Origin of the sequence: Pseudomonas sp. NBRC 111124 (assembly GCF_001320245.1) — a bacterium.
Lineage (GTDB): Bacteria > Pseudomonadota > Gammaproteobacteria > Pseudomonadales > Pseudomonadaceae > Aquipseudomonas.
The window spans coordinates 22,804-48,332 of the sequence record NZ_BCBA01000036.1 but is presented as its reverse complement, the minus strand read 5'-3'; the positions used below and the strand labels follow the sequence as shown (position 1 = coordinate 48,332).

23 protein-coding genes and 1 pseudogene are annotated in these 25,529 nt (G+C 63.2%); 18 read left to right on the top strand and 6 right to left on the bottom strand.

All coding sequences use genetic code 11. The annotated features are described in order from the left end of the window. Positions 1-9 precede the first annotated feature (9 nt). Complete coding sequence (locus APH28_RS15355; protein WP_060510677.1) at positions 10-1,545, bottom strand: HDOD domain-containing protein; 1,536 nt, start codon at positions 1,543-1,545, stop codon at positions 10-12. Between the two features lie 130 nt (positions 1,546-1,675). Between APH28_RS15355 and motA the strand changes: the two genes are divergently transcribed. Both motA and motB read left to right on the top strand, forming a co-directional pair. Then, on the top strand, positions 1,676-2,527 hold the full coding sequence (motA, locus tag APH28_RS15350) for a flagellar motor stator protein MotA (protein WP_060510675.1): 852 nt from the start codon (positions 1,676-1,678) through the stop codon (positions 2,525-2,527). Positions 2,528-2,530: 3 nt separating this feature from the next. Continuing rightward, positions 2,531-3,565: a flagellar motor protein MotB gene (gene motB / locus APH28_RS15345; protein ID WP_060510673.1), complete on the top strand. Its 1,035-nt coding sequence runs from the start codon at positions 2,531-2,533 to the stop codon at positions 3,563-3,565. A gap of 33 nt (positions 3,566-3,598) precedes the next feature. Here the strand turns inward: motB and APH28_RS15340 are convergent, their stop codons facing one another. Together APH28_RS15340 and rsgA are read right to left on the bottom strand one after the other, a co-directional pair. Beyond that, the gene (locus APH28_RS15340) at positions 3,599-4,078 is read right to left on the bottom strand and encodes a hypothetical protein (RefSeq protein WP_060510671.1); all 480 of its coding nucleotides are present in this window, start codon (positions 4,076-4,078) and stop codon (positions 3,599-3,601) included. Positions 4,079-4,191: 113 nt separating this feature from the next. Continuing rightward, positions 4,192-5,223, bottom strand: coding sequence for a small ribosomal subunit biogenesis GTPase RsgA (gene rsgA, locus APH28_RS15335; RefSeq protein WP_060510670.1), 1,032 nt, complete (start codon positions 5,221-5,223; stop codon positions 4,192-4,194). A gap of 142 nt (positions 5,224-5,365) precedes the next feature. Here rsgA and orn point away from each other — a divergent pair, with 142 nt between their 5' ends. Continuing rightward, entirely contained in the window at positions 5,366-5,908 is a 543-nt protein-coding gene (orn, locus tag APH28_RS15330) for an oligoribonuclease (RefSeq protein ID WP_060510668.1), read from the top strand. A 91-nt stretch (positions 5,909-5,999) separates the two neighbouring features. After that, positions 6,000-6,611 carry a trimeric intracellular cation channel family protein gene (locus APH28_RS15325; RefSeq protein WP_003249516.1) on the top strand — a complete coding sequence of 204 codons (612 nt, stop codon included), beginning with the start codon at positions 6,000-6,002 and terminating at the stop codon, positions 6,609-6,611. Between the two features lie 29 nt (positions 6,612-6,640). Here APH28_RS15325 and queG read toward each other — a convergent pair whose 3' ends face one another. Next, positions 6,641-7,705 carry a tRNA epoxyqueuosine(34) reductase QueG gene (gene queG, locus APH28_RS15320; protein WP_060510666.1) on the bottom strand — a complete coding sequence of 355 codons (1,065 nt, stop codon included), beginning with the start codon at positions 7,703-7,705 and terminating at the stop codon, positions 6,641-6,643. Positions 7,706-7,769: 64 nt separating this feature from the next. Here queG and APH28_RS15315 point away from each other — a divergent pair, with 64 nt between their 5' ends. From APH28_RS15315 to APH28_RS15255, 14 genes and pseudogenes are all read left to right on the top strand, one after another. Next, positions 7,770-8,630: an NAD(P)H-hydrate dehydratase gene (locus APH28_RS15315; protein WP_060510664.1), complete on the top strand. Its 861-nt coding sequence runs from the start codon at positions 7,770-7,772 to the stop codon at positions 8,628-8,630. A gap of 2 nt (positions 8,631-8,632) precedes the next feature. Next, complete coding sequence (gene tsaE / locus APH28_RS15310; protein ID WP_371263091.1) at positions 8,633-9,091, top strand: tRNA (adenosine(37)-N6)-threonylcarbamoyltransferase complex ATPase subunit type 1 TsaE; 459 nt, start codon at positions 8,633-8,635, stop codon at positions 9,089-9,091. An 11-nt stretch (positions 9,092-9,102) separates the two neighbouring features. Then, entirely contained in the window at positions 9,103-10,533 is a 1,431-nt protein-coding gene (locus APH28_RS15305; RefSeq protein WP_060510660.1) for an N-acetylmuramoyl-L-alanine amidase, read from the top strand. Continuing rightward, positions 10,530-12,419 (top strand): DNA mismatch repair endonuclease MutL, encoded by a 1,890-nt coding sequence (mutL, locus tag APH28_RS15300; protein WP_060510658.1) that lies wholly within the window; start codon positions 10,530-10,532, stop codon positions 12,417-12,419. Before APH28_RS15305 ends, mutL begins: the two co-directional genes overlap by 4 nt. A gap of 1 nt (position 12,420) precedes the next feature. Then, positions 12,421-13,392, top strand: coding sequence for a tRNA (adenosine(37)-N6)-dimethylallyltransferase MiaA (miaA, locus tag APH28_RS15295; RefSeq protein WP_060510656.1), 972 nt, complete (start codon positions 12,421-12,423; stop codon positions 13,390-13,392). A gap of 95 nt (positions 13,393-13,487) precedes the next feature. Then, positions 13,488-13,748 (top strand): RNA chaperone Hfq, encoded by a 261-nt coding sequence (hfq, locus tag APH28_RS15290; protein ID WP_060510654.1) that lies wholly within the window; start codon positions 13,488-13,490, stop codon positions 13,746-13,748. Between the two features lie 12 nt (positions 13,749-13,760). Beyond that, complete coding sequence (gene hflX, locus APH28_RS15285; RefSeq protein ID WP_060510652.1) at positions 13,761-15,062, top strand: ribosome rescue GTPase HflX; 1,302 nt, start codon at positions 13,761-13,763, stop codon at positions 15,060-15,062. 96 nt (positions 15,063-15,158) lie between these two features. Further along, positions 15,159-16,337: an FtsH protease activity modulator HflK gene (gene hflK / locus APH28_RS15280; protein ID WP_060510650.1), complete on the top strand. Its 1,179-nt coding sequence runs from the start codon at positions 15,159-15,161 to the stop codon at positions 16,335-16,337. Continuing rightward, positions 16,337-17,206 (top strand): protease modulator HflC, encoded by an 870-nt coding sequence (hflC, locus tag APH28_RS15275; protein ID WP_060510648.1) that lies wholly within the window; start codon positions 16,337-16,339, stop codon positions 17,204-17,206. Before hflK ends, hflC begins: the two co-directional genes overlap by 1 nt. A 301-nt stretch (positions 17,207-17,507) precedes the next feature. After that, the gene (locus tag APH28_RS15270) at positions 17,508-18,695 is read left to right on the top strand and encodes an ATP phosphoribosyltransferase regulatory subunit (RefSeq protein ID WP_060510645.1); all 1,188 of its coding nucleotides are present in this window, start codon (positions 17,508-17,510) and stop codon (positions 18,693-18,695) included. 55 nt (positions 18,696-18,750) lie between these two features. Then, entirely contained in the window at positions 18,751-20,043 is a 1,293-nt protein-coding gene (locus APH28_RS15265) for an adenylosuccinate synthase (protein ID WP_003249542.1), read from the top strand. 523 nt (positions 20,044-20,566) lie between these two features. Continuing rightward, a pseudogene (locus APH28_RS29525) lies at positions 20,567-21,307 on the top strand (HAMP domain-containing protein); the annotation flags it as partial. After that, entirely contained in the window at positions 21,281-22,165 is an 885-nt protein-coding gene (locus tag APH28_RS29520) for a methyl-accepting chemotaxis protein (RefSeq protein WP_371263090.1), read from the top strand. The pseudogene APH28_RS29525 and the gene APH28_RS29520, both read left to right, overlap by 27 nt. A 183-nt stretch (positions 22,166-22,348) precedes the next feature. Next, the gene (locus tag APH28_RS15255; protein WP_060510641.1) at positions 22,349-22,837 is read left to right on the top strand and encodes a DUF2867 domain-containing protein; all 489 of its coding nucleotides are present in this window, start codon (positions 22,349-22,351) and stop codon (positions 22,835-22,837) included. 55 nt (positions 22,838-22,892) lie between these two features. Here APH28_RS15255 and APH28_RS15250 read toward each other — a convergent pair whose 3' ends face one another. Both APH28_RS15250 and APH28_RS15245 read right to left on the bottom strand, forming a co-directional pair. Continuing rightward, positions 22,893-24,458, bottom strand: a complete 1,566-nt coding sequence (locus tag APH28_RS15250) for an iron ABC transporter permease (RefSeq protein WP_060510639.1) — start codon at positions 24,456-24,458, stop codon at positions 22,893-22,895. Beyond that, entirely contained in the window at positions 24,458-25,471 is a 1,014-nt protein-coding gene (locus APH28_RS15245; RefSeq protein ID WP_060510637.1) for an extracellular solute-binding protein, read from the bottom strand. Before APH28_RS15245 ends, APH28_RS15250 begins: the two co-directional genes overlap by 1 nt. Positions 25,472-25,529 lie beyond the last annotated feature (58 nt).

Below are 25,529 nucleotides of genomic sequence, written 5' to 3'. Positions count from 1 at the left end.
GCGCAAGGCTCAGGCGCTGCGGTTGGCGAACACCGCCAGCGCACGCTCAATACATTGCGAAGTCTTGCCGAAGGCCTGGACGCTGACATCGGCCAGTGGTTTTCCGCCCTGGTCGGCCACCACCAGCATCAGCACCTGTTCGCCGACGGCCAGTGAGCGCAGCAACAGGTGTTCGCTGTGGAACAGTGCGCGCAGCGGGGCCGGCAGCAGCGCCCAGAACTGGGCATGATTGTCTGGGGTCAGCCGCAGCTGGCCGACCTTGCTCATCAGCTTTTGCAGCAGCTTGTTCTGCTCGATGTCCAGAGCGATGCCGCCTGCCTCCTTGGGCAGGCCGGCGATTTGCTGCACGCGCAGGTAATCGCTGGCCTTGTCCAGGCTAAACAGCATGATGCGTTGCATCCCGCAGGCTTCCAAGGCTTCTCGCGCATTGGTGGCCAGGTGCACGGCATTGGCGAACGGGCTGGGTTGGGCCAGCAGTTCCTGGCAGAGCTTGCGCCAGCGTCCAAGCGCCTCGCTGGAAGGCGGCGGCGGGGTGAGCATGTCCGGGTGCGGGCGACGCTGGTCCCAGGGCCAGATCAGCGCCTCGGCAGGGTGGAACAGGGCATGGCGGGCGTGGCGTCGGGCGCTGGCCGCAGCTTGTTGGTGCACCTGCTGCTGCACATCTTCCAGCGAGGTCTGCAGGTACAGCGCGGTCAGCAACTGCCAGCGCAGCAGGTGAGGGTTGTCCCAGCCTACCTGCGCCGCCAGGGCCAGGTTGTTGGCCAGCAGCACAGTATTGGCCGGTTCGTTGAACCAGCGGCGCAGGCCGGGTGCTTCATCCAGGCGATGCTGCTGGGTAAGCAGGTCTTCCTCGCGGGCGATGCTCATTACCATGGCCAGTTGGTCGCGCTCCTCAAGAAGCAGGCGATAGCCTTGGGTCACCCACTTGGGCAGCCGCCAGTGTTCGGCCATGGCCTGGCACAGGGCGAAGATGCGCACGCCGAACAGCTCCTGCTCCACGTCGGCCGCAGTTTCACCCTTGTGGATAACCCGCAACTCCCAGGCGTCCAGTAGCTTGGGCTGGACCACGGCCAGCGGCCACAGGGGGGAGAGGAACAGCAGGCTGCCCCAGTGGATCTCCTGCCATAGGCGCGCCAGGCGGCTGGCAAACAGGCCGCTGGCCTGTTGCGCGGCATGCTGGCTGATCAGCAGGAACTGGCGCAGCACGGGTGGAATCTCATCTTCCGGCAGGGAAGGCAGGCGCATCAGCAGTTCCCTGCTGCGTGCCAGGCCCAGTCGGTTGAGGGCAATTTCCAGGCTTTCGGCGGGTTCGGCCTGGCTGGCGTTGGCGGGGTGGTTGGCCTCGCGCATCACCGACAGCACCAAGGCGGGGCTGTCCTGCATCAGTTCGGCGATATCGCGCAACGAGCGGCGATTGTCATTGATCGCGCTCATGACCCGGTCGTAACTCTGCTTCGGGACCGGTACACGAACACCGTCGAGCAGCTTGACCCAGGCTTCTACCGTACGCGGATTCTGAGTGGGCACCTTGGATTCCATTGGCATTTTGACATCAGTCCGATCTGGCTTTTCGCATTTGGTGGCTATAGTCTGGCGCAGTTCTGCCGATAAGTAGAAGAAGAGTTTTAAAGCTCCCGTCCCACTCCCTGACCACGACAGCAAGTGCTTTGATCCTATGGCTAAAATTATCGGCATCATCGTCGTATTCGCGAGCGTGCTCGGCGGATATGTACTCTCCCACGGCAAGATCGCGGCGCTGATCCAGCCGTTCGAAGTGCTGATCATCGGCGGTGCAGCCTTTGGCGCCTTCATGCAGGCCAACCCTGGTTACATGACCATGCATGTAATCAAAAAGTCGATGAAGATGTTCGGCTCGCGCTTCTCCCATGCTTTCTATCTGGAAGTGCTGGGCCTGGTGTACGAAATCCTCAACAAGAGCCGTCGCGAAGGCATGATGGCGATCGAGAGCGATATCGAAGACGCCGCCTCCAGCCCGATCTTCGCCAAGTACCCGGCGGTGCTGGGCGACGAGCGCATGACCGCGTTCATCTGCGACTACCTGCGTATCATGTCTACGGGCAACATGGCCCCCCACGAGCTCGAAGGCCTGTTCGACATGGAGCTGTTGAGCATGAAGGAAGAGCTCGAGCACCCGTCGCACGCGGTCACCGGTATCGCCGACGGCATGCCTGGCTTCGGTATCGTCGCGGCGGTACTGGGTATCGTGGTGACCATGGCATCGCTCGGTGATGGCGACCAGAAGGCCATCGGCATGCACGTGGGTGCGGCGCTGGTGGGTACCTTCTTCGGTATTCTCGCCGCCTATGGCTTCTTCGGTCCTTTGGCCAAGTGCCTGGAGCATGACGCCAAGGAAGAGCTCAACCTCTATGAGTCGATTAAAGCATCGCTGGTGGCCTCGGCTTCCGGCATGCCGCCTTCGCTGGCCGTCGAGTTCGGGCGCAAGGTGCTGTATCCGAAGCATCGCCCAAGCTTTGCCGAGCTGGAACAAGCGGTTCGCGGTCGCTGAGTCATGGAAAACAATCAGCCGATAATCATCAAGCGCGTCAAGCGCTTCGGTGGCGGGCACCATGGCGGCGCCTGGAAGATCGCCTTCGCCGACTTCGCCACGGCGATGATGGCGTTCTTCCTGGTGCTGTGGCTGCTATCCACGGCTACGCCAGAGCAGAAGATCGCCATTGCCGGTTATTTCAAGGACCCGATCGGGTTTTCCGAGAGCGGCACGCCGTACATCATCGACTTGGGTGGCTCGCCGCAGCTGGCGCCGGAAAAAACCATCAACCCGGAGCAGAAGTCCGAACCTACGCCTGACACCAGCATCCAGCTGGACAAGGACCAGGTCGAGACCATGGCCGAACAGGTCGAGCGTGAGCGCCTCGAGCTGCTGCTGCAGGAACTGCAGAACAAGGTCGAAGAAAACCCGCAGCTGCAGAAGTTCAAGGATCAGATCCTGTTCGAGATCACCCAGGACGGCCTGCGGATCCAGATCATGGATGCCGAGAACCGGCCGATGTTCGATATCGGCAGCGCGCGCCTGCAGCCGTATTTCGAAGACATCCTGCTGGCCATGGCCGACACCATCAAGGCGGTGCCGAACAAGATCAGCATCAGTGGCCATACCGATGCCAAACCGTACGCTGGTACTGGCGACTTCGGCAACTGGGAGCTGTCGGCCAACCGCGCCAACGCCGCGCGTCGTGCCTTGGTTGCCGGTGGCTACCCGGATGGGCAGGTGGCACGGGTGGTGGGGTATGCCTCGTCGTCGCTGTTCGACCGTAAGGACCCGTTCAATCCGGTCAACCGTCGTATCGATATCATCGTCCTGACCAAGAAAGCGCAGCGCAACATCGAGGGTGAGCAGGGCGCGCCCGAGGCACCCGCCCAGCCAGCTTCGCCAGCGGGTGCAGCGCCTGGGGCGGCGGCTCCTGCAGCGTCGGCGGCAGGGAATGCCGCTGCCGAGGCGCCAATGCAACCGCGCGAACTGCGCCAGAAGTTGAACATCTTCGAGGATGGCACCCTGAAGATGGATGAGCAAAAGGGTCAGTAAATGCTGTCAGGGGCCGCGAAGCGGCCCTATGGCTCAAAACCCCCGCCTGATCTTGGCCTTGAGATCAGCATGAAAAAAGTCTGCGTTGTGCCGGTCGGCACTCGCTATGCCCCCTTTCGGTAACACCATTGCCCGTTGGAACGTGCGCTCGTCGTGATACGCCCTCACAAACAGGTCGATATGCACGCGCTCGCGCATGACTGGCCACTTGCCTAGGTGTGCCGGTAGTTCGCCGTCCGCTTTGCAATAAAAACTGACCCGTCGGTTAGCCATCACGGCAGCCCCCAGCAGCCAGGCGGTCCACCAGTCCTGGTCGGGTTCTGCGGGCAGCAGGCCAATCCAGTGAGTTGCATCGCTTATCTGCTGGCAGGCGTTGCCATAGAGGTCGTCGTAGGGCTGGCCGTCGCCGCCGAACGCTACCAACTGCGCGGTAATACCTTCGAGCAGCAGGCGTTCGTTGAGAATAAAGGCGTCGAGCCGCTCTTCGTGGCGGTAACTGATAAAAACCGGCATCGCGGTTGCCCTCCCTGATAGAAGTCATGACCTTCAGGGAAAGCGAGGAGTAGGGCAATAGATGGCAGGAAAACCGGAGGCGTCCTACGCGCCCCGGTAACATCTCCTACAAATTAGTAGGCATCTTCGGGCAGGCTGGCAATGATCGAGCGGTAGCTGTTCATTCGCTGCGGCTTGATTCGACCCTCTTCGAGGGCCTTGAGCAGCGCGCACCCTGGTTCGCGATCATGCTTGCAATCGCGGAAGCGGCAGGTGCCGAACAGGTCGCGGAACTCGATGAAGCCATCTTCCACATCGTCACGGCTGACGTGGCCGAGGCCGAACTCGCGGATGCCTGGCGAGTCGATCAGGTCGCCGCCGTTGGGGAAGTGATACAGGCGCGCCGTGGTGGTGGTGTGCTGACCCTGGCCGGACCATTCGGACAGGTCACCGACGCGGGTGCCGGCATCCGGCAGCAGGCTGTTCACCAGCGACGACTTGCCCACGCCGGACTGACCGACGAACACGCTGATGTGCCCGTCGAGCATCTGTTGCAGGCGCTGCATGCCGTCGCCGTGGTGCGCGGAGACTTCCAGCAGCGGGTAGCCCAGCTCGCGATAGACCTCGAGCAGTGCATGCAGGCCAGGGCCGTTCTCGTCGTCGATCAGGTCGGCCTTGTTCAGCAACAGCAGCGGGCGAATGCCAGCGTGCTCGGCAGCGACCAGGTAACGGTCGATCAGGTTCGGATGCGGCTCTGGTGCCGGGGCGAAGACAATCACGATCAGGTCGACGTTGGCCGCGACCGGCTTGAGCTGGCCATGGTTGTTCGGCCGGCACAGCTCGGTGCTGCGCGGCATCTGCGCGACGATCACGCCGATGCCCTGGTTGCCGGCACGCCAGACCACGCGGTCGCCAGTGACCAGTGCCGGCAGGTTGGCCCGCAGGTGGCAGCGGAATACCTGCCCGGCGACTTCGCCGTCCTGGGCTTCGACCTCGACCTGCACACCGAAGTGGGCGATCACCAGGCCCAACTGTTCCGGCCCCAGGTCGCCGCCCTCCAGCTCTAGCAGCACGTGCTGCTCGCGTTTGGCGGCGCGAGCGGCGCGTTCGTTCTGGATTTTTTCGATACGCCAGTTCTGGCGACGATTGAGCTGGCGTTTGGCCATGGACCTTCCAAGGTGGGGCAAGTTGAAAACGGCAGGCAGTTTAGCACGCCAGCTCATGGACCATTCTGGTTACCTTTGCGCCGCGCATGCGCAGGCCAGTGTCGCTAGGCTACTATGACGGCCTATACGAGGAGCCCCCTACATGCAGAACCCACAGAACCTGATCTGGATCGATCTGGAAATGACCGGTCTGGATCCGGACCACGACGTCATCATCGAGATGGCCACCATCGTCACCGACAGCGAGCTGAACACCTTGGCCGAAGGCCCGGTGATCGCCATCCACCACAGTGACGAAGTGCTGGCGCGCATGGACGAGTGGAACACCCGCACCCATGGCGGCTCGGGCCTGACCCAGCGCGTGCGCGACAGCAAGATCAGCATGGCTGAAGCCGAAGCGCAGACCATCGCCTTTCTCGAGCAGTGGGTGCCGAAAGGCAAGTCGCCGATCTGCGGCAACAGCATCTGCCAGGACCGCCGTTTCCTTTACCGGCACATGCGTGGCCTGGAAAATTACTTCCACTATCGCAACCTCGATGTCTCCACCCTGAAAGAGCTGGCCGCGCGCTGGGCGCCGGACGTGCGTGACAGCTTCAAGAAAGGCAGCACCCACCTGGCCCTGGACGATATCCGCGAGTCGATCGCCGAGCTGCGTCACTACCGCGAGCATTTCATCAAGGTATGAACCGAAAGGGCGCAGTTATTGTGCTCACGCCCTCTTTTGGTGCCTACGGCAACTGGTTAGACTGCGCGCCTTTCCCGCACGGACCCGCGCCATGTTGTTGATGCTCTACCTTATTGCGATCACCGCCGAAGCCATGACCGGCGCCCTGTCTGCCGGTCGCCGCGGCATGGACTGGTTTGGCGTGGTGCTGATCGCCTGCGTGACCGCCCTGGGTGGCGGCTCGGTGCGCGACGTGCTGCTCGGGCATTACCCGCTGACTTGGGTGAAGCACCCGGAATACCTGGTGTTGACCAGCTTCGCCGCCCTGCTGACGATTTTCATCGCGCCGATGATGCGCCGTTTGCGCTCGCTGTTTCTGGTGCTGGATGCCCTGGGCCTGGTGGCCTTTACCCTGATCGGCTGCATGACTGCGCTGGAGATGGGGCAGGGCATGCTGGTGGCCTCGATCAGCGGGGTGATCACAGGAGTGTTTGGCGGGATTTTGCGGGATATTTTCTGCAACGACATCCCGCTGGTGTTCAGGCGCGAGCTGTATGCCAGCGTGTCATTCGCAGCGGCGTGGTTCTATCTGGGTTGCGTGTACTTCAAGGTACCGGCGGAGCAGGCGATGCTGCTGACCTTGTTTGGTGGCTTCCTGGTGCGCTTGCTGGCGATCCGTTTCCATTGGGAAATGCCCAAGTTTCACTATAACGATCAGCAGTAGTCTTGATGAGGCCCCTGTGGGGCGCTTGACTAGCGGATTCCGTGCCGCCCTAGCGCCCACTCCACATGCTCGCGCACCAGCTCCGACTCATCTGCGCGCCTGGCCTTCAATGCCTCGATCACCGGAATCGTCGATGGAGCATTACCCAACCCCACCGCCAGGTTGCGCAAAAATCGCTCATACCCCGCGCGCCGCAAAGGCCCGCCCTCGGTCTTGCGCAGGAAGGTGCGCTCGTCCCACAGGAACATTTCAGCCAGCTCGGCATTTTCCAGCCCGTGTCTCGGCTGGAAGTCCTGCTCCTTGCTGTGATTGGCAAAGCGGTTCCACGGGCAGACTATCTGGCAGTCGTCGCAGCCAAATACGCGATTGCCCATCATCGAGCGCAACTCGACCGGAATAGGCCCGCGCAACTCGATGGTCAGGTAGGAAATGCAACGTCGCGCATCCAGCACGTAAGGCCCGACGAACGCCTGGGTGGGGCAGATGTCCAGGCAGGCCTGGCAGCGCCCGCAGTGTTCACTGGTATGTGCCTCGTCCACCGGCAGCGGCAGGTCGACGAATAGTTCGGCGAGGAAGAAGTAGCTGCCGGCCTTGCGGTTGAGCAGCAGGGTGTTCTTGCCGATCCAGCCAAGCCCGGCCTGTTCGGCCAGGGCCTTTTCCAGCACCGGTGCGCTGTCGACGAAGGCGCGATAGCCGAATGGGCCGATCGCTTCCTGAATACGGTCTGCCAGGAACTGCACACGCTTGCGTACCAGCTTGTGGTAGTCCCGGCCGAGTGCGTAGCGCGACACGTAGGCCTTTTCCGGCTGGGCCAAGCGTTGCGCCATTTGCGTGTCACCGGGCAGGTAGTCCATGCGCAGCGACACCACCCGTACCGTGCCGGGTATCAGCTGGTCGGGGTGGGCGCGTTTGCTGCCGTGGGCACCGAGGTATTCCATTTCGCCCTGGTAGCCGGCGTCGAGCCAGCGTTGCAGGTGCTGTTCGTGTTCGCCAAGGTCGACACCGGCGATGCCGACATGGGCAAAACCGAGTTCTTGGCCCCAGATCTTGATGGATTGGGCCAGTTGGGCGAGGTCAGGTGTACAGGCAGACATGGATGGGCAGGCAATACGGGCTCAGGTGCGTATAATTCTGCCAGACATTAGAGCCTTTGACCCCATGCCGCAGACCAAACACCCCAGCAATGCCCCGCAACGACTCAGCAGCGTGACTGTCGCACGCCTGCCGGCTCGCCATGCGCCTGCCCATAAAGGCGACTTCGGCCATGTGCTGGTCGTCGGTGGCGACCTGGGCACCGGCGGCGCCGTGCTGCTCAGTGCCGAGGCTGCGCTGCGCTGCGGCGCCGGGTTGGTCAGCGTGGCGACACGCCCGGAGCATGTCGTGGCCGGGCTGGCGCGCCTGCCGGAGAGCATGTGCCTTGGGGTCGAGTCGGCCAACCAGTTGATCGGCGTGCTGGAGCGTGCATCGGTGCTGGTGGTGGGCCCCGGCCTGGGTCAGGCAGCCTGGGGCCGCAGCCTGCTGTCTGCAGTGGCCAACGCCGAGCGGCCGCAGGTGTGGGACGCCGATGCCCTGAACCTGCTGGCCCGCACGCCACTGGCACTGCCCAGTGGTAGCATCCTCACCCCGCACCCGGGGGAAGCGGCGCGGCTACTGGGTATATCCACCGAAGCCGTGCAGGCTGACCGCCCAGGCGCCGCGCGCAAGCTGGCCCGGCGCTATGCCAGTGTCTGCGTGCTCAAGGGCGCCGGAACCCTGGTGGCGGACCCCACCGGGCAGCTGGCGCTGTGCGAGCGAGGCCACCCGGCGATGGCCGGCGCCGGCTTGGGTGACGTGCTGACCGGTGTGCTGGCAGCGCTGTTGGCCCAAGGGCTGGATGCCTGGAGCGCGGCGGGCCTGGGGGTATGGCTGCACGCCTGCGCTGGCGAACGTCTCGGTGTCAAAGGTAGAGGCCTGGCAGCCAGCGATCTGGCGCCGATCATTCGTGAGTTGTTGGAGGAGCATTCTGCGTGTCTGGCTTAACCCTGTTTCTGGCCGATGAAACGGCCACGGTCGATTTCGGCGCAAAGCTGGCCGAAGTGACCGGCGGTCGTGGCGTGATTTTTCTGGAAGGCGACCTTGGGGCCGGCAAGACCACGCTCTCGCGTGGCCTGATCCGTGGCTTGGGCCATACTGGTGCAGTGAAAAGTCCGACTTTCACTGTGGTTGAACCCTACGAAATCGGTGAGGTGCGCGCCTTCCATTTCGACCTGTATCGCCTGGTCGACCCGGAGGAGCTGGAGTTCATGGGGATTCGTGACTATTTCGAGGGCGATCCGCTGTGCCTGTTCGAATGGCCACAAAAGGGTGCGGGCGTTTTGCCAAAGCCCGACCTGACCATTACCATAAGCCCCCAAGCGGGCGGCCGCTCGCTTGACCTTACGCCGCAGGGGGCTCGCGGCGAGGCCTGGTGCACTGCACTGGCCGCACACTATAAACAGTAAGTGGGGTAGGTATGCGCATACGCGCACTGGTCGCTGTCGTTGGATTGCTGCTGACAGCGGTGACCGTTGACGCTCTGGCCGTCACTCAAGTCAAGAGCGTGCGCCTGTGGCGTGCGCCGGACAACACGCGGTTGGTCTTCGACCTGTCTGGCCCCGTGCAGCATAGTGTCTTCACCCTCAGCGCACCCGATCGCCTGGTGATCGACATCAACGGCGCGACCTTGGCCGCGCCTTTGAACGTGTCGACCTCCAATACGCCGATCAGCAGCGTGCGCTCGGCCCAGAGGACCCCCACCGACCTGCGGGTGGTAGTCGATCTGAAAAAGTCGGTCACGCCCAAGAGCTTTACCCTGGCGCCCAATGCCCAGTATGGCAATCGCCTGGTGGTCGACCTGTACGACCAGGAAGCCGACGCCATCGCCGCCACCGCGCCGACCCCGCCGCCAACGCCGGTGCAAACCCCAGCGACCACGCCCGCTGTGCCGGTAAGCCCGGCTCAGCCAGCGATCAAGCTGCCACCGGTGCCAAGTGGCAAGCGCGACATCGTGGTCGCCATCGATGCCGGCCATGGCGGCGAAGACCCGGGCGCTTCCGGCTCCCGCGGCCAGCACGAGAAAGACATCGTGCTGCAGATCGCCAAGGAGCTGCAGCGCCAGATCAACACCGAGAAGGGCTACCGTGCCGAGCTGACCCGCACCGGTGATTACTTCATCCCGCTGCGCAAGCGCACCGAGATCGCCCGCAAGAAGGGTGCCGACCTGTTCATTTCCATCCACGCCGATGCTGCACCGTCGCGCGCCGCTTTCGGCGCCTCGGTGTTCGCCCTGTCCGACCGGGGTGCCACATCCGAGACGGCACGCTGGCTGGCCGACACGGAAAACCGCTCCGACCTGATCGGTGGTGCCGGCAACGTCAGCCTCGACGACAAGGACCGCATGCTCGCGGGCGTGCTGCTCGACCTGTCGATGACTGCAACGCTGAGCTCCAGCCTGAACGTCGGGCAGAAGGTGCTCGGCAACATGGGGCGCGTGACGTCGCTGCACAAGCAGCGGGTGGAGCAGGCAGGCTTTATGGTGCTGAAGTCGCCAGATATTCCATCGATCCTCGTTGAAACCGGGTTCATCTCGAACAACAACGAAGCGACCAAGCTGGCCAGTGCCAGCCATCAGCAAGCGTTGGCGCGTTCGATTCATACCGGCGTGCGCCAGTACTTCCAGCAGAACCCGCCGCCGGGCACCTACGTTGCCTGGTTACGTGACAGTGGCAAGATCGCCCAAGGGCCACGTGAACACACGGTGCGCCCGGGCGAAACCCTGGCGATGCTTGCCGTGCGCTATCAAGTCAGCGTGGCCAGCCTGCGCAGCACCAACAGCCTCAAGACCGACGAGCTGAAGGTCGGCCAGCACCTCGATATCCCTGCTACCACACTGGCTTCGCAATGAGTGGCGGTTCACGCATCCAGCTGCTCAGCCCGCGGCTGGCCAACCAGATCGCCGCGGGTGAGGTGGTCGAGCGCCCTGCGTCGGTGGCCAAGGAGCTGTTGGAAAATAGCCTGGACTCCGGTGCTCGGCGCATCGACGTGGAGGTCGAGCAGGGCGGCGTGAAGCTGCTGCGGGTGCGTGACGATGGCAGTGGCATTTCCGCCGATGACCTGCCGCTGGCCCTGGCCCGTCACGCCACCAGCAAGATTCGCGAGCTTGAAGACCTTGAAGGCGTTCTGAGCCTGGGCTTCCGTGGCGAGGCCCTGGCATCGATCAGCTCGGTGGCGCGCCTGACCCTGACTTCGCGTACGGCCAGTGCCGGCGAAGCCTGGCAGGTCGAGACCGAAGGCCGTGACATGACCCCGCGCGTGCAACCCGCCGCGCATCCGGTTGGCACCTCGGTGGAGGTGCGCGACCTGTTCTTCAACACCCCGGCCCGGCGCAAGTTCCTCAAGGCTGAAAAGACCGAATTCGATCACCTTCAGGAAGTCATCCGGCGCCTGGCCCTGGCCCGCTTCGATGTCGGCTTCCATCTGCGCCACAACGGCAAGAGCATCCTCAGCCTGCATGAGGCACATGACGAAACTGCTCGTGCTCGGCGGGTCGGTGCCATCTGCGGGCCGGGCTTCATGGAGCAGGCGCTGCCGATCGACGTCGAGCGCAATGGCCTGAGGCTGTGGGGCTGGGTCGGCCTGCCGACGTTCTCGCGTAGCCAGGCCGACTTGCAGTACTTCTTCGTCAATGGCCGTGCGGTGCGCGACAAACTGGTCGCCCATGCCGTGCGCCAGGCCTATCGCGACGTGCTGTTCAACGGCCGGCACCCGACCTTTGTGCTGTTCCTCGAACTTGAGCCGAACGGTGTCGACGTCAACGTTCACCCGACCAAGCACGAAGTGCGCTTCCGTGAAGGCCGCTCGGTGCACGACTTCCTCTATGGCACGCTGCACCGTGCCCTGGCTGACGTGCGCCCGGAAGACCAGCTGGCTGCGCCTGCCGCTGTGCCTGAACTGATTCGCCCGACGGGCCAGCTGGTCGGTGAGTTCGGCCCGCAGGGCGAAATGCGCCTGGCCTCGCCAGTGCTCGAACAGCCACAGCGCGCCATTTCCAATGGCGGCAGTGGCGCCGGTTACCAATATCAGTACACCCCACGCCCGTCGCAGCCGTTGCCGGCTGCCGAGTCCCAAGCGGTGTATCGCGAGTTCTACAAACCACTGGCCGAAGGTGCGCCAGCCCCTTCGGCGCTGCCGGAAAGCCAGGGCGACATCCCGCCGCTGGGTTATGCACTGGCGCAGCTCAAGGGTATCTACATCCTCGCCGAGAACGCCGTTGGCCTGGTGCTGGTGGACATGCACGCGGCCCACGAGCGCATCATGTACGAGCGGCTCAAGGTGGCCATGGCCAGTGAAGGCCTCAGTGGCCAGCCGCTGCTGGTGCCGGAAACCTTGGCGCTGAGCCAGCGCGAGGCTGATTGCGCCGAAGAGCACGGCCAGTGGTTTCAGCGCCTGGGCTTCGAGCTGCAGCGCCTGGGCCCTGAAACCCTGGCGATTCGCCAGATTCCGGCGCTGCTCAAGCAGGCCGAGGCCAATCGCCTGGTCCAGGATGTGCTTGCCGACCTGATGGAATACGGCACCAGCGACCGCATCCAGGCGCACCTGAATGAACTGCTTGGCACCATGGCCTGCCACGGCGCCGTGCGCGCCAACCGGCGCCTGGCCATCCCCGAGATGAACGCCCTGCTGCGCGACATGGAAAACACCGAGCGCAGCGGCCAGTGCAACCATGGTCGCCCGACCTGGACCCAGATGGGCCTGGACGACCTGGACAAACTATTCCTGCGCGGTCGATGACATGAGCGGCAAACCCCCTGCGATATTCCTCATGGGCCCGACGGCGGCCGGCAAGACCGACCTCGCCATCGAGCTGACCAAGGTTCTGCCTTGCGAGCTGATCAGCGTCGATTCGGCGCTGGTCTATCGCGGGCTGGACATCGGCTCGGCCAAGCCTTCCAAAGCGATTCTGGCGGCCTACCCGCACCGGTTGATCGACATCCGCGACCCGGCCGAGAGCTACTCCGCCGCGCAGTTTCGCGCCGACGCCCTCGAGGCGATGGCCGATATCACCGCGCGTGGCAAGATTCCGCTGCTGGTCGGCGGCACCATGCTTTATTACAAGGCGCTGATCGAGGGGCTGGCAGACATGCCGGCGGCCGATCCCGCCGTGCGCGCCGAGCTCGAGGCCCAGGCAGAGGCGTTGGGCCTGGCCGAATTGCACCGGCAACTGGCGGAGGTGGACCCGGAGTCGGCAGCGCGTATTCACCCCAACGACCCGCAGCGGCTGATCCGTGCGCTGGAAGTGTACCGGGTGAGTGGTGAAAGCATGACAGTGCACCGTCAGCGTCAATTCGCGGAAAGTAGCGGCGCAGACGCAGGCGCTGGCGGGCATTTGCCCTATACTGTCGCGAGTTTGGCGATTGCACCTGCGGATCGTCACATTTTGCATAAGCGAATTGCGTTACGATTTTCGCAGATGCTGGAACAGGGCTTCGTCGACGAGGTCCGATCGCTGCGAGCCAGAAGTGACTTGCACGCCGGACTGCCGTCTATACGGGCAGTGGGGTATCGACAAGTCTGGGACTACCTCGACGGCAAGCTGACTGAGAATGAGATGCGAGAACGCGGTATCATTGCCACTCGACAGCTGGCCAAGCGGCAGTTCACCTGGTTGCGTGGTTGGCCTGACGTGCACTGGCTTGACAGCCTGGCCTGCGACAATCTGTCCCGCACCTTGAAATACCTTGGGGCCGTCTCCATATTGAGCTGAGTCCCTGCTGATTGCCGTCTATTCTTGCGAAGGGGCGGCCTGACTTATCAATTTTTCTGATTTTCTATTTATTTATCCTTACAGGAGTGCGGCATATGTCAAAAGGGCATTCGCTACAAGACCCTTACTTGAATCAACTGAGAAAGGAAAAGGTCCCGGTATCGATCTATCTGGTCAACGGGATCAAGCTGCAGGGCTCGATCGAATCTTTCGACCAGTTCGTGGTGCTGCTGAAGAACACTGTCAGCCAGATGGTCTACAAGCACGCCATTTCGACCGTCGTTCCGGCCCGTCCGGTGCGCCTGCCAAGCCCGACCGACGGCGAGCACGGCGACAGCGAGCCAGGCAACGCCTGATAGGAGCCTGCATTGTTCTTTGAGCGCCACGGTGGTGGTGAGCGGGCGTTGCTCGTTCACTTGGAAGGTCAGAACCCTGAGGCGCGCGAAGACCCGCAGGAGTTTCAGGAACTGGCACTGTCGGCAGGTGCCGACATCGTCTCGTTGGCCACGGTAGCCAGGCATCAGCCTACGGCCAAATACCTGATTGGCAGCGGCAAGGTCGAGGAATTGCGCGACCTGGTCAAAGCCGAACAGGTAGACCTGGTGATTTTCAATCACACCCTCACGCCCAGTCAGGAACGCAACCTCGAGCGTGTCTTCGAGTGTCGTGTGCTTGACCGTACCGGGCTGATCCTCGACATCTTCGCCCAACGGGCGCGTACCCATGAAGGCAAGCTGCAGGTCGAACTGGCCCAGCTCGACCACATGAGCACGCGGCTGGTGCGCGGCTGGACCCACCTTGAGCGGCAAAAGGGTGGTATCGGCCTGCGTGGCCCGGGTGAGACCCAGCTGGAAACCGACCGCCGCCTGTTGCGGGTTCGTATCCGCCAGATCAAGGGGCGCCTGGAAAAAGTGCGCAGCCAGCGCGAGCAGGCCCGCCGTGGCCGCAAGCGCGCGGACATTCCTTCGGTGTCGCTGGTGGGTTATACCAACGCCGGCAAGTCCACACTGTTCAATGCCCTGACCGAATCCGAGGTGTACGCGGCCGATCAGCTGTTCGCCACGCTCGACCCGACTTTGCGCCGGCTCGAACTGGCCGACCTCGGTCCGATCGTGCTGGCCGATACCGTGGGCTTCATTCGCCACCTGCCGCACAAGCTGGTCGAGGCATTTCGGGCTACGCTCGAAGAGTCGAGCAACTCGGACTTGCTGCTGCATGTGATCGACGCCCATGAGCCAGAGCGCATGGAACAGATCGAACAAGTGCTGGCCGTGTTGGGTGAGATCGGTGCCGAAGGCTTGCCGATCCTTGAGGTCTATAACAAACTCGACCTGCTTGAAGATGTCGAGCCGCAGATCCAGCGCGATGCCGATGGCAAACCGCAGCGGGTCTGGGTATCGGCACGAGATGGACGTGGCCTGGAGCTGGTCGGCCAGGCGATTGCCGAGTTGCTGGGGGATGATCTGTTTGTCGGTACCCTGTGTCTGGAGCAGCGTTTTGCCCGTTTGCGCGCGCAATTCTTTGCCTTGGGGGCCGTGCGGAGTGAAGAGCATGACGAAGAAGGGCGCAGCCTGCTGAGTGTTCGCCTGCCCAGGGTCGAGTTGAATCGCCTGGTCAGTCGTGAAGGCATGGAGCCGCAAGTGTTTGTCGAGCAACACACTTTGCAATAAATGCCCGGCGAGGTCGTCGGGCAGCAGTGGCAGGCATTCTGTAGCATTGGACGGCGCGCCGTGGGCGCGTCTTTGCTTTATCAGATGGAGAGCGCTATGGCTTGGAACGAGCCGGGTGGCAACTCGAACAATCAGGATCCCTGGGGCGGCCGTCGCGGTGGCGGCGGTGGTGGCGACAAGAAGGGTCCGCCAGATCTGGACGAGGCCTTCCGCAAGCTGCAGGACAGCCTGAACGGCATGTTCGGCAGTGGCAAGAAACGTGGCGGCGGTGACCGCAATGTCGGCAAGGGTGGCGGCTACGGTCTGCTGGGCATCGGCCTGGCAGTGCTGGCGGCTATCTGGCTGTACAGCGCCGTGTACGTGGTCGACGAGCAGGAGCAGGCCGTGGTGCTGCGCTTCGGCAAGTACTATGAGACGGTCGGTCCCGGCCTGAACATCTACTTCCCGCCAATCGATCGCAAGTACATGGAAAACGTCACGCGCGAGCGTGCCTACACCAAGCAGGGGCAGATGCTCACCGAGGACGAGAACATCGTCGAGGTGCCGCTGACCGTCCAGTACAAGATCAGCAACCTCCAGGATTTCGTGCTCAACGTCGACCAGCCTGAGGTCAGCCTGCAGCATGCGACCGACAGCGCCCTGCGCCACGTGGTGGGTTCCACCTCGATGGACCAGGTGCTGACCGAGGGCCGTGAGCAGATGGCCGTGGATATCCGCGAACGCCTGCAGCGCTTCCTCGACAACTACCGCACCGGTATCACCGTCACCCAGGTCAACGTACAGAGCGCGGCAGCCCCGCGTGAAGTGCAGGAAGCCTTCGACGACGTGATCCGCGCCCGCGAAGACGAGCAACGTGCCCGCAACCAGGCCGAGTCCTACGCCAATGGCGTGGTGCCGGAAGCCCGTGGTCAGGCCCAGCGCATCATCGAGGACGCCAACGGTTACCGCGACGAAGTCATCGCCCGCGCCAAGGGTGAGGCCGATCGCTTTACCAAATTGGTAGCCGAGTACCGCAAGGCTCCCGACGTGACCCGTCAGCGCCTGTACCTGGAAACCATGCAAGAGGTCTACAGCAATACCAGCAAAGTCCTGGTCACGGCCAAGGACGGGCAGAACAACCTGCTCTACCTGCCGCTGGACAAGATGGTAGAAGGCAGCCGCAACGCGGCCGCGCCAAGCAACAGCGTCAGCCCGTCGGTCAACGATGCGGCCACGCGTGCGGCGCAGGACCTGCAACAGCAACAGCCGCCACTGCGTACTAGGGAGAGCCGCTGATGAGCAACCGATCGCTGATCGCCCTGATCGCCGCCGTGGTCCTGGCCATTGTGGCCTGGAACAGCTTCTACATCGTGTCCCAGACCGAGCGTGCAGTACTGCTGCGCTTCGGTAAGGTGGTCCAGGCGGATGTCCAGCCAGGCCTGCACGTGAAGATTCCGTACGTGAACCAGGTACGCAAGTTCGACGCACGGCTGATGACCCTCGACGCCCCGACCCAGCGGTTCCTGACCCTGGAGAAGAAAGCGGTGATGGTCGACGCCTACGCCAAGTGGCGCGTCAAGGATGCCGAGCGCTTCTACACCGCCACTTCCGGCATGAAGCAGATCGCCGACGAGCGTCTGTCGCGTCGCTTGGAAAGCGGCCTGCGTGACCAGTTCGGTAAACGTACCCTGCACGAGGTGGTTTCCGGTGAACGTGACGCGCTGATGGCTGACATCACCGCATCGCTTAACCGCATGGCCAGCAAGGAGCTGGGTATCGAGGTCATCGACGTGCGCGTCAAGGCCATCGACCTGCCGAAGGAAGTCAACCGCAGCGTGTTCGATCGCATGAGCACCGAGCGTGAGCGTGAAGCCCGCGAGCACCGCGCAAAAGGTAACGAATTGGCCGAAGGTATTCGCGCCGATGCCGACCGTCAGCGCCGTGTACTGCTGGCCGAAGCCTACCGCGAAGCGGAAGAGACCCGCGGTGATGGCGACGCCCAGTCGGCCGCTATCTACGCCAAGGCCTACACTCAGGACGCCGATTTCTACGCGTTCTACCGTAGCCTCCAGGCGTACCGCGACAGCTTCTCGAGCAAGAGCGACGTGCTGGTCCTGGACGCGAAGAACGAATTCTTCCGTTTCCTGGACAAGAGCAAACCGTGATGCTCAGGCCCTGATTTTCATGCAGCGGCGCCCCGCCTGGCAGCTAAAACACCAGGCGGGGTGCATCCTGAATGAAAAGGGGTGTATGATGAGGCAGCCGGGAAATTTCCCGGCTTTTTTGCGTCTGCAAGGTTGATTGGCAAAGCGCCAGTTGACGGTTTGGTCAGGTCGCAAGGCAATTTGAGGGTATCGGGTACGGTGGCTGCGCTGGGATCAGTGCTGCCCGCTGCTGTGCGCGATACCGGCTTTACTGACGGCTCGCCTGCTGGCAAGCCGCCCGGACCAGAGGGGAAAAGGCGTAATGGCAACGGTAGACCGCTGGCTGCTGCCAGATGGCATCGAGGAAGTACTGCCACCTGAGGCTGCGCGTATCGAGATCGCGCGCCGTCAGGTGTTGGACCTGTTCCAGAGTTGGGGCTACGAGCTGGTCGTCACCCCGCATATCGAGTACCTGGAGTCGCTGCTCACCGGCGCCGGCCAGGACCTGGATCAGCGCACCTTCAAGGTGGTCGACCCGCAGTCGGGCCGCCTGATGGGCTTCCGCGCCGACTTCACCCCGCAAGTGGCGCGCATCGACGCCCATACCTTGCGCCGTGAAGGTCCAAGCCGCCTGTGCTACGCCGGCAGCGTGCTGCACGCCCAGCCGCGAGCCCTGTCCACCTCGCGCAGCCCGATTCAGCTGGGTGCCGAGCTGTACGGCGATGCCAGCCCGAGCAGCGACGTCGAGGTCATCAGCCTGATGCTCGCCACGCTGCAACTGACTGATGTGCCGGATGTGCACATGGACCTCGGCCACGTCGGTATCTACCGCGGCCTGGCCCGTGCCGCCGGCCTGTCGGGTGCGGTCGAGCAGCAGCTGTTCGACGCCCTGCAGCGCAAGTCGGTCGATGAAGTGCAAGCACTGACCGCCGACCTGCCGAAGGACCTGGGCAACATGCTGCGCGCCTTGGTCGAACTGTGCGGTGGCCGTGAAGTACTGGCCGAAGCCCGTGTGCGACTGGGCCGTGCCCCGGCCAGCGTACTGGCAGCGCTCGACGACCTGCTGGCGATCGCCGATCGCCTGGCGTCGCGCTTCCCGGGCCTGCCGCTGTACTTCGATCTCGGCGAATTACGCGGCTACAACTACCACACCGGCGTGGTGTTCGCCGTGTTCGTCCCGGGCGAAGGTCAATCGATCGCCCAAGGCGGACGCTATGACGACATCGGCGCCGACTTTGGCCGGGCACGCCCGGCCACCGGTTTCTCCACGGATTTGAAGACCCTGGTCACACTGGGGCGAGCGGAGGTCGTATTGCCAGCTGGCGGCATCTGGATGCCGGACAGTGGCGACGCGGCCCTCTGGCAGCAGGTCTGCCAGTTGCGCAACGAGGGCCAGCGTGTGGTCCAGGCTCTGCCTGGCCAGCCGTTGAGTGCTGCTCTCGAGGCGGATTGTGATCGGCAATTGATTCAGCAAGACGGGCGCTGGCAGGTTCTGCCGCTGGCCCAGTGAGTTTCTGCGTCGGCAAAGGCCGGCAACCAAGTTTGCGTGAATGAGGACCAATGTAATGGGTAAGAATGTCGTCGTCCTGGGCACCCAGTGGGGTGATGAGGGCAAAGGCAAGATCGTCGATCTGCTGACCGAACATGCTGCCGCCGTAGTGCGCTACCAAGGTGGCCACAACGCGGGCCACACCCTGGTGATCAACGGTGAAAAAACCGTTCTGCACCTGATTCCCTCGGGCATCCTGCGTGAAGGCGTACAGTGTCTGATCGGCAACGGCGTAGTTGTTGCGCCGGACGCCCTGATGCGTGAAATCACCAAGCTGGAAGAGAAGGGCGTACCGGTGCGCGAGCGCCTGCGCATCTCCCCGGCTGCGCCGCTGATCCTGTCGTACCACGTGGCCCTCGACCAGGCCCGTGAAAAAGCCCGTGGTGAAGCCAAGATCGGCACCACCGGCCGTGGCATCGGCCCAGCCTACGAAGACAAGGTCGCGCGCCGCGGCCTGCGCGTTGGCGACCTGTTCCACCGCGAGCGTTTCGCTGCCAAGCTGGGTGAGCTGCTGGATTACCACAACTTCCAGCTGGTGAACTACTACAAAGAGCCGGCCATCGACTTCCAGCAGACTCTGGACGAGTGCATGGCCTACGCCGAGCAGCTCAAGCCGATGATGCTCGACGTCACCGCCGAGCTGCACAACCTGCGCCGCGCCGGCAAGGACATCATGTTCGAGGGTGCCCAGGGTTCGCTGCTGGACATCGACCACGGTACCTACCCGTACGTCACCAGCTCCAACACCACCGCTGGCGGCATTTCCACCGGCTCCGGCGTTGGCCCGATGTACCTGGACTACATCCTGGGCATCACCAAGGCCTACACCACTCGCGTGGGTTCCGGTCCATTCCCGACCGAACTGTTCGACGAGACCGGCGCCACCCTGGCCAAGCGTGGCCACGAGTTCGGTTCGACCACCGGGCGTGCCCGTCGCTGCGGTTGGTTCGATGCCGTCATCCTGCGTCGCGCCATCGACGTCAACAGCATCTCGGGCATCTGCCTGACCAAGCTGGACGTGCTGGACGGCCTGGAAACCATCAACATCTGTGTTGGCTACAAGAACGAGAACGGTGCCGTCATCGACGCCCCTTCCGATGCCGACAGCTACATCGGCCTGGAGCCGGTGTACGAAGAGATGCCAGGCTGGAGCGAGTCGACCCTGGGCGTGAAAACCCTGGAAGAGCTGCCGCAAGCTGCGCGTGACTACATCAAGCGCATCGAAGAGCTGGTAGGCGCGCCGATCGACATCATTTCGACCGGCCCGGACCGCAACGAGACCATCGTCCTGCGTCATCCGTTCGCCTGATCTGCCCTCCAGGCTGATCTGACGCCGCGGTCCTGAAAAGGATCGCGGCGTTTTCATTTGTGGCGCGACCGGGTGGCATTGCTAGACCTTGGCGCTTATCCCTGCTGTGTACGGCATAACCCTTGCTGTAAGAAGTTTCTGTAGATGCCATCAAAATAGTGGCGCCAGTAAACACGAGGGTTACACCGTGTCTGCCATCCTTTCACTGTTACGAAGCCGCCTCTTGCGGCCTGTATTTGTTGCCCTTGGTATCGCCCTTTTGGTGCAGGTGCTGGTTGCTGTTGCGCTGACCCGTAGCACCGTGACGGCCTTGGAGGCTGACCTGGGTGAGCGCCTGGGTAAAGACAGCCGCCAGCTCGCCAGCGAGCTGGAGCAGGCCGGGCAGGACGTGCGCGGGGGCCTCGAGAGCCTTTCCAGCAGCACCCGCCAGCGGCTGAGTGCGGGCCTTTCCACGCGGCTGCAGGATGAACAGCAGCAACTGCGCGCCACCCTGGAGAAAAACCTCAAGGATTCGGCCAACGACATGGCCGAGCTGCTGGCCTCGGTCGCCCCGCGAGCGATCTGGGATAACGACGTGCCGATGCTCTCCGACTTCGCCCGCCGCGCCCAGCGCAACCCCAACGTACTGTTCGTGATTTATGACGATGCCCAAGGCCAGCACCTGACCCGTTACTTGAACCGGCAGAACCCCATCAACCAGGCGCTGATCGAGAAGGGGCAGGGCGAGCGGGCGCTGGACAAGGTGCTCGACGCCGCGCGCCGCGATCCATCGGTGTATTTCGTCGAAGCGTCGATCAACCCCAATGGTGCCGAGATCGGCAAAGTCCTGATGGGGGTTTCCACGGCCGGTGTGGATCAGCAGCTCAAGGCCCTTGATCAGCGCTTCAATGCCCTGATTGCCAGTGGCGAGCAGCTGGTCGGCGATAGCTTGGGTGCGGCGGCCGCCGACAGTGGCAAGGCCCTGCGCGAGCGCCTGCAAACCGCGCAGGCCAGTGCTGCTGCCATGCAGGCCAATACCGCACAGACCGTGCGTGATGCGGCTGGCGAGCTGCGCTGGCGGATCGGCCTGGGCCTGGTTGTGGTTGGCCTGGGTGTGCTGCTGGTAGTGGCCGTAGTGCTGGGCCGGCGCGTGCTGAGCAAGCTGCGCCTGCTGATCGCCGCGCTCAACGACCTGGCTGCTGGCGAAGGCGACCTGACCAAGCGCGTGACCCTCGACAGCCGGGATGAGATTGGCGACATGGCCTCGGCAGTCAACCGCTTCGTCGACAAGCTGCAGCCCATCGTCCGAGAGGCCGGTGAAGTAGCTCAGCGTACCGGCGTCGAGATCGGCACCATGGCCCAGCGCAATGCCGGAGCCGATGCCGCAGCGGCGTTGCAACGTGACGAAGTGGCCGCCAGCCTGCGCGACCTGTCAAGCATGGCTGACGAGGCCCAGGCCGAAAGCAATGCCATGCAGGCGGCGTTGCAGCAGGTGGTGGATATTCGTCAGGCAACCGATGAGAACAGCCGCTCCTCGACGCAACTGGCGAGCCTGATCGAGAACCTTGCGGGCCAGGTCGAAACCGGCTCACAGGTTATCGAGCGCCTGGCCAAGCAAAGCGAGCAAATCGAAGTCGTGCTGACGGTCATCCACGGCATTGCCGAGCAGACCAACCTGTTGGCCCTCAACGCCGCAATCGAAGCTGCACGCGCTGGCGAAACCGGCCGTGGCTTTGCTGTGGTGGCGGACGAGGTACGGGCATTGGCGAGCAAGACGCAAAGTTCCACCGGTGACATTCAGGCGCATATTGCCGCGCTGCAGAAAGGCGCCAAGGAAGCGGTGGCGACCATCGGCCAGGCCGGCCTCAAGGCCAATGAAGGGCTGCTGGTGTTGCGGGACAACGAGCGTCGCCAGCAGTCTGTGCAGGCCGCTGTGGAGCAGGTACATGCGGCTATCGGGCTGGCTACTCGCGCTGCCGAGCAACAGGCCCATGGCGCACAGGCGGTGAGGGGGCGGGTGGAGAATATCCATGCCCAGGCCGAGCGTTCGGCCGAGGTAGTGATGCAGACCACGGCCAGCAGCAAGGTGCTGGATGACTTGGCGGCCCAGCTGCGCGCCAGTCTCGGTCAGTTCCGGGCCTGAAGCTTGCGCGGTCCCTTGTAGGAGCGGCCTTGTGTCGCGAAAGGGCCGCATAGCGGCCCCGGCAAGTTCAGCGTTAAAGCAGAAATCCCGGGGCTGCTGCGCAGCCCTTTCGCGACACAAGGCCGCTCCTACAGCGAGTCATGTTGCTATGCTGTCGGCGACACATGACAAACGGAGTTGCTCATGTCCGCCCAACTGGTCGCCGCCCAGGCCGACCTGAATTTCCTGCACAGTGACAGCGTACAGCTCACTGTCCCGATGACCGCGCTGCAAGCTTACTGCGCCATGACCTCGGACGTCCCCGGCTGGCTGGCCAGGGCCTTCCGCGTTCGCGACTTCATCTCACGCCGTTTCAATGTCGCCGATATCAACGGCTTCACTCGCCGCGATCCAGCGCATGTGCCAGCTGTTGGCGAGCGCTTGGACTTTTTCACCGTCGAGGCCATCAGCGACCAGCAACTGGTGTTGACGTCGCGTGATACGCACCTTGCCGTGATGGTCTGCATGGATGTGTCGACAGGGGAGTGCAGCGCCCCGCAGTTGAAAGTGACCACATCGGTAAAATGTTTCAACACCTTCGGCCGTTTGTACATGGTGCCGGTCGGAAGGGTTCATGGGGTGATCGTGCGGCGGATGTTGGGCAACCTGCAGGGCCATCGTTTCAAGCGTTGAAATGATTTGTTCAAATGGCGTAATGCCTAGGCCGCATGGCGGCCTGGGCAAGCGATCAAGCCTTGTTCAAATACATTCGCGTAGTCAACAGATAAACCGGCAGCCCCGAAACCACAATCAACAACGCCGCATAAGGCGCCGCCGCCGCAAACTCGACGTTGGCCGTGTGCGCCCAGACCTCGGTGGCCAGGGTTGTCATGCCAGTCGGGCTGAGCAGCAGGGTGGCGGTGAGTTCCTTCATGGCATCAAGGAACACCAAGGCAAAGGCCGCCGCCATGGCCGGGAAGATGATCGGCAGGGTCACCCGACAGAACGCTGCGAAGCTGCTGGCACCGAGGGTGCGGGCCGCTTCTTCGAGGGTCGGCGAAGCTTTGTTCAACGCAGTGCGTACCGGCGCCTGGGCCAAGGGCAGGAACAGCAGCGCATAAGCCAGCAGCAACAGTGCGGTGGTCTGGTACAGCGCCGGCACGTAGTGCAGCGAGAACACTACCAGTGACAGAGCGATCACCAGGCCGGGCAGGGCGTGCAGCAGGTACGGCAAGCGTTCGGCCCACAGTGCCAGGCGGCCTTTGTAGCGCACCACCAGGAAACTGACTGGCAATGCCAGCAATACGCAGAACCCTGCGCCACCCAGCGACACCGACAGCGAAGTCAGCAGGGCTTTGCTGATCGCCGCCACCGGGAAGGCGGCCGACGAACCCACACTCAACCAGTAACCCAGCATCGCCAGCGGAATACCGCTGCCGAGAATCGCCAGGCCCAGGCAGAACAGTTGCGCCAACGGCATCCAGCCACGCAGTCGCACCGGCTGCCCGCGACGTGCCACGCCCTGGCCGATACGCACATGCCGGGCCTTGCCGCGTACGCGCATTTCCAGCCAGAGCATGATCAGGCACATCGCCAACAGCACCGCTGACAACATGGCGGCGTTGGCGTTGCTGAATTCCAGTTCAAACTGCTGGTAGATCGCCGTGGTGAAGGTCTGCAGGCCGAGGATCGACAGCGCGCCAAACTCGACCAGCATGTGCAGGGCGATCAGCAGTGCGCCGCCCAGCATCGATGGCCACAGCAGCGGCAGAGTGATCTTGCGGAACACGCCCCAGCGGCTGTAGCCCAGGGTGCGTGCCGACTCTTCAAGCGATGTGTCGAGGTTGCGCAGCGTCGCCGCCACCGGCAGAAACACCAGTGGGTACTTGGACAGTGCCATGACCAGGATCGCCCCGCCCAGGCCTTCGAAGTCCGAGCTCAGTGATACCCAGGTGAAGCTGCTGACGAACGACGGTACGGCGAACGGCAAGCACAGCACCACGCCCCACAGCCGGCGGCCGGGCAGGTTGCTGCGCTCGAGCAGCCAGGCCAGGGCCATGCCGACCACCATGCACGCCAGCGTCACCCCGGCCATCAGCATCAGCGTGTTGCGCATCAGGCCCCAGACGAACGGGCGCCAGAGTAGGTGCAGGGCTTCGCGCCAGCCGGCTTCCCAGGCTTTCATCGCGACGTACAGCAACGGCAGCAAGCTCATCGCCACCAGGAACAGCACAGGCAGCAGCACCCAGATAGAGGGGCGCTTGCGGCGCGGTACGAAGCGTACCTGCGCAGGCGTAGACAGGGCGGCGGTCATCAGAGCAGGCCGACCTCGCGTTCAAGCTCGATTGCTTCCTCGGCATTACCCAGGTCGGCTGGCGAGATCTTCGGCGGGCGCAGCTCTTCGAACGGCTTCAGGCCGCGGTCGGAGACCATGCCTTTGTGCAGTGGGTACTCGGCGGTGGTCTGGGTGATCACGCGCTGGCCTTCTTCGCTGGCCATCCAGTTGAGCAGGGCCTGGGCTTCCTTCGGATGCTTGCTGGCCTTGACTGCGGCAGCGCCGGAGATGGTCACCAGGTTGCCGGCGTCGCCGTCGGCCAGGTAGTAGAGCTTGGAGTCGAGCTTGCCGCGCTCGCGCTCCAGGGCATACCAGTAGTAGTTGTTGACCAGCACCGCGGCGACTTCGCCTTTTTCCACGGCCTTGAGGGCGACCATGTTGTTGGTGTAGGTCTTGCCGAAGGCTTTCAGGCCGGTCAGCCATTCTTCGGTGGCCTCACGCCCGTGCATCTTCAGGATGGCCACGGCCTGTTCCTGGAAGGCGCCGCTGGTGGGCACGTAGCCGACACGGCCGTCCCATTCAGGGCCGGAGAAATCCATCACGGTGGTGGGCAGGTCTTTCTCGTCGATTTTCTTCGGGTTGTACACCACCACGCGGGTACGGGCGGTCACGCCCATCCAGGTTCCGTTGGCGCCGACGTATTCCTTGGGCAGCATATTCAGCGTGGCGTCGTCGATCTTGGCCAGCAGGCCCAGCTCGCCCAGGTTGTTCAGCGGCGGCGATTCTTCGGTATAGATGATGTCGGCCGGCGAGCGGTCGCCTTCCTCGATGATCTGGCTGGCCAGCTGGTTGCTGCTGCCTTTGCGGATATTGATGTGAATACCGGTCTTGGCCTCGTAGGCCTTGGCGATGGCTTCGCCGATTTCCTTGTGCTGGCCGTTGTACATGGTCAGCGTGATCGGTTCGTCTGCCAGGGCGGCCGGAGCGCCGATCACCAGGCTCAGAACTGCGGCAGCCAGTGTACGCATCAGCGGTTGCGGGCGGATCGTCATGCGGGTACTTCCTCGCTTACGGCTACATATTCGGAAACAATGGTAAACGAAATCGTTT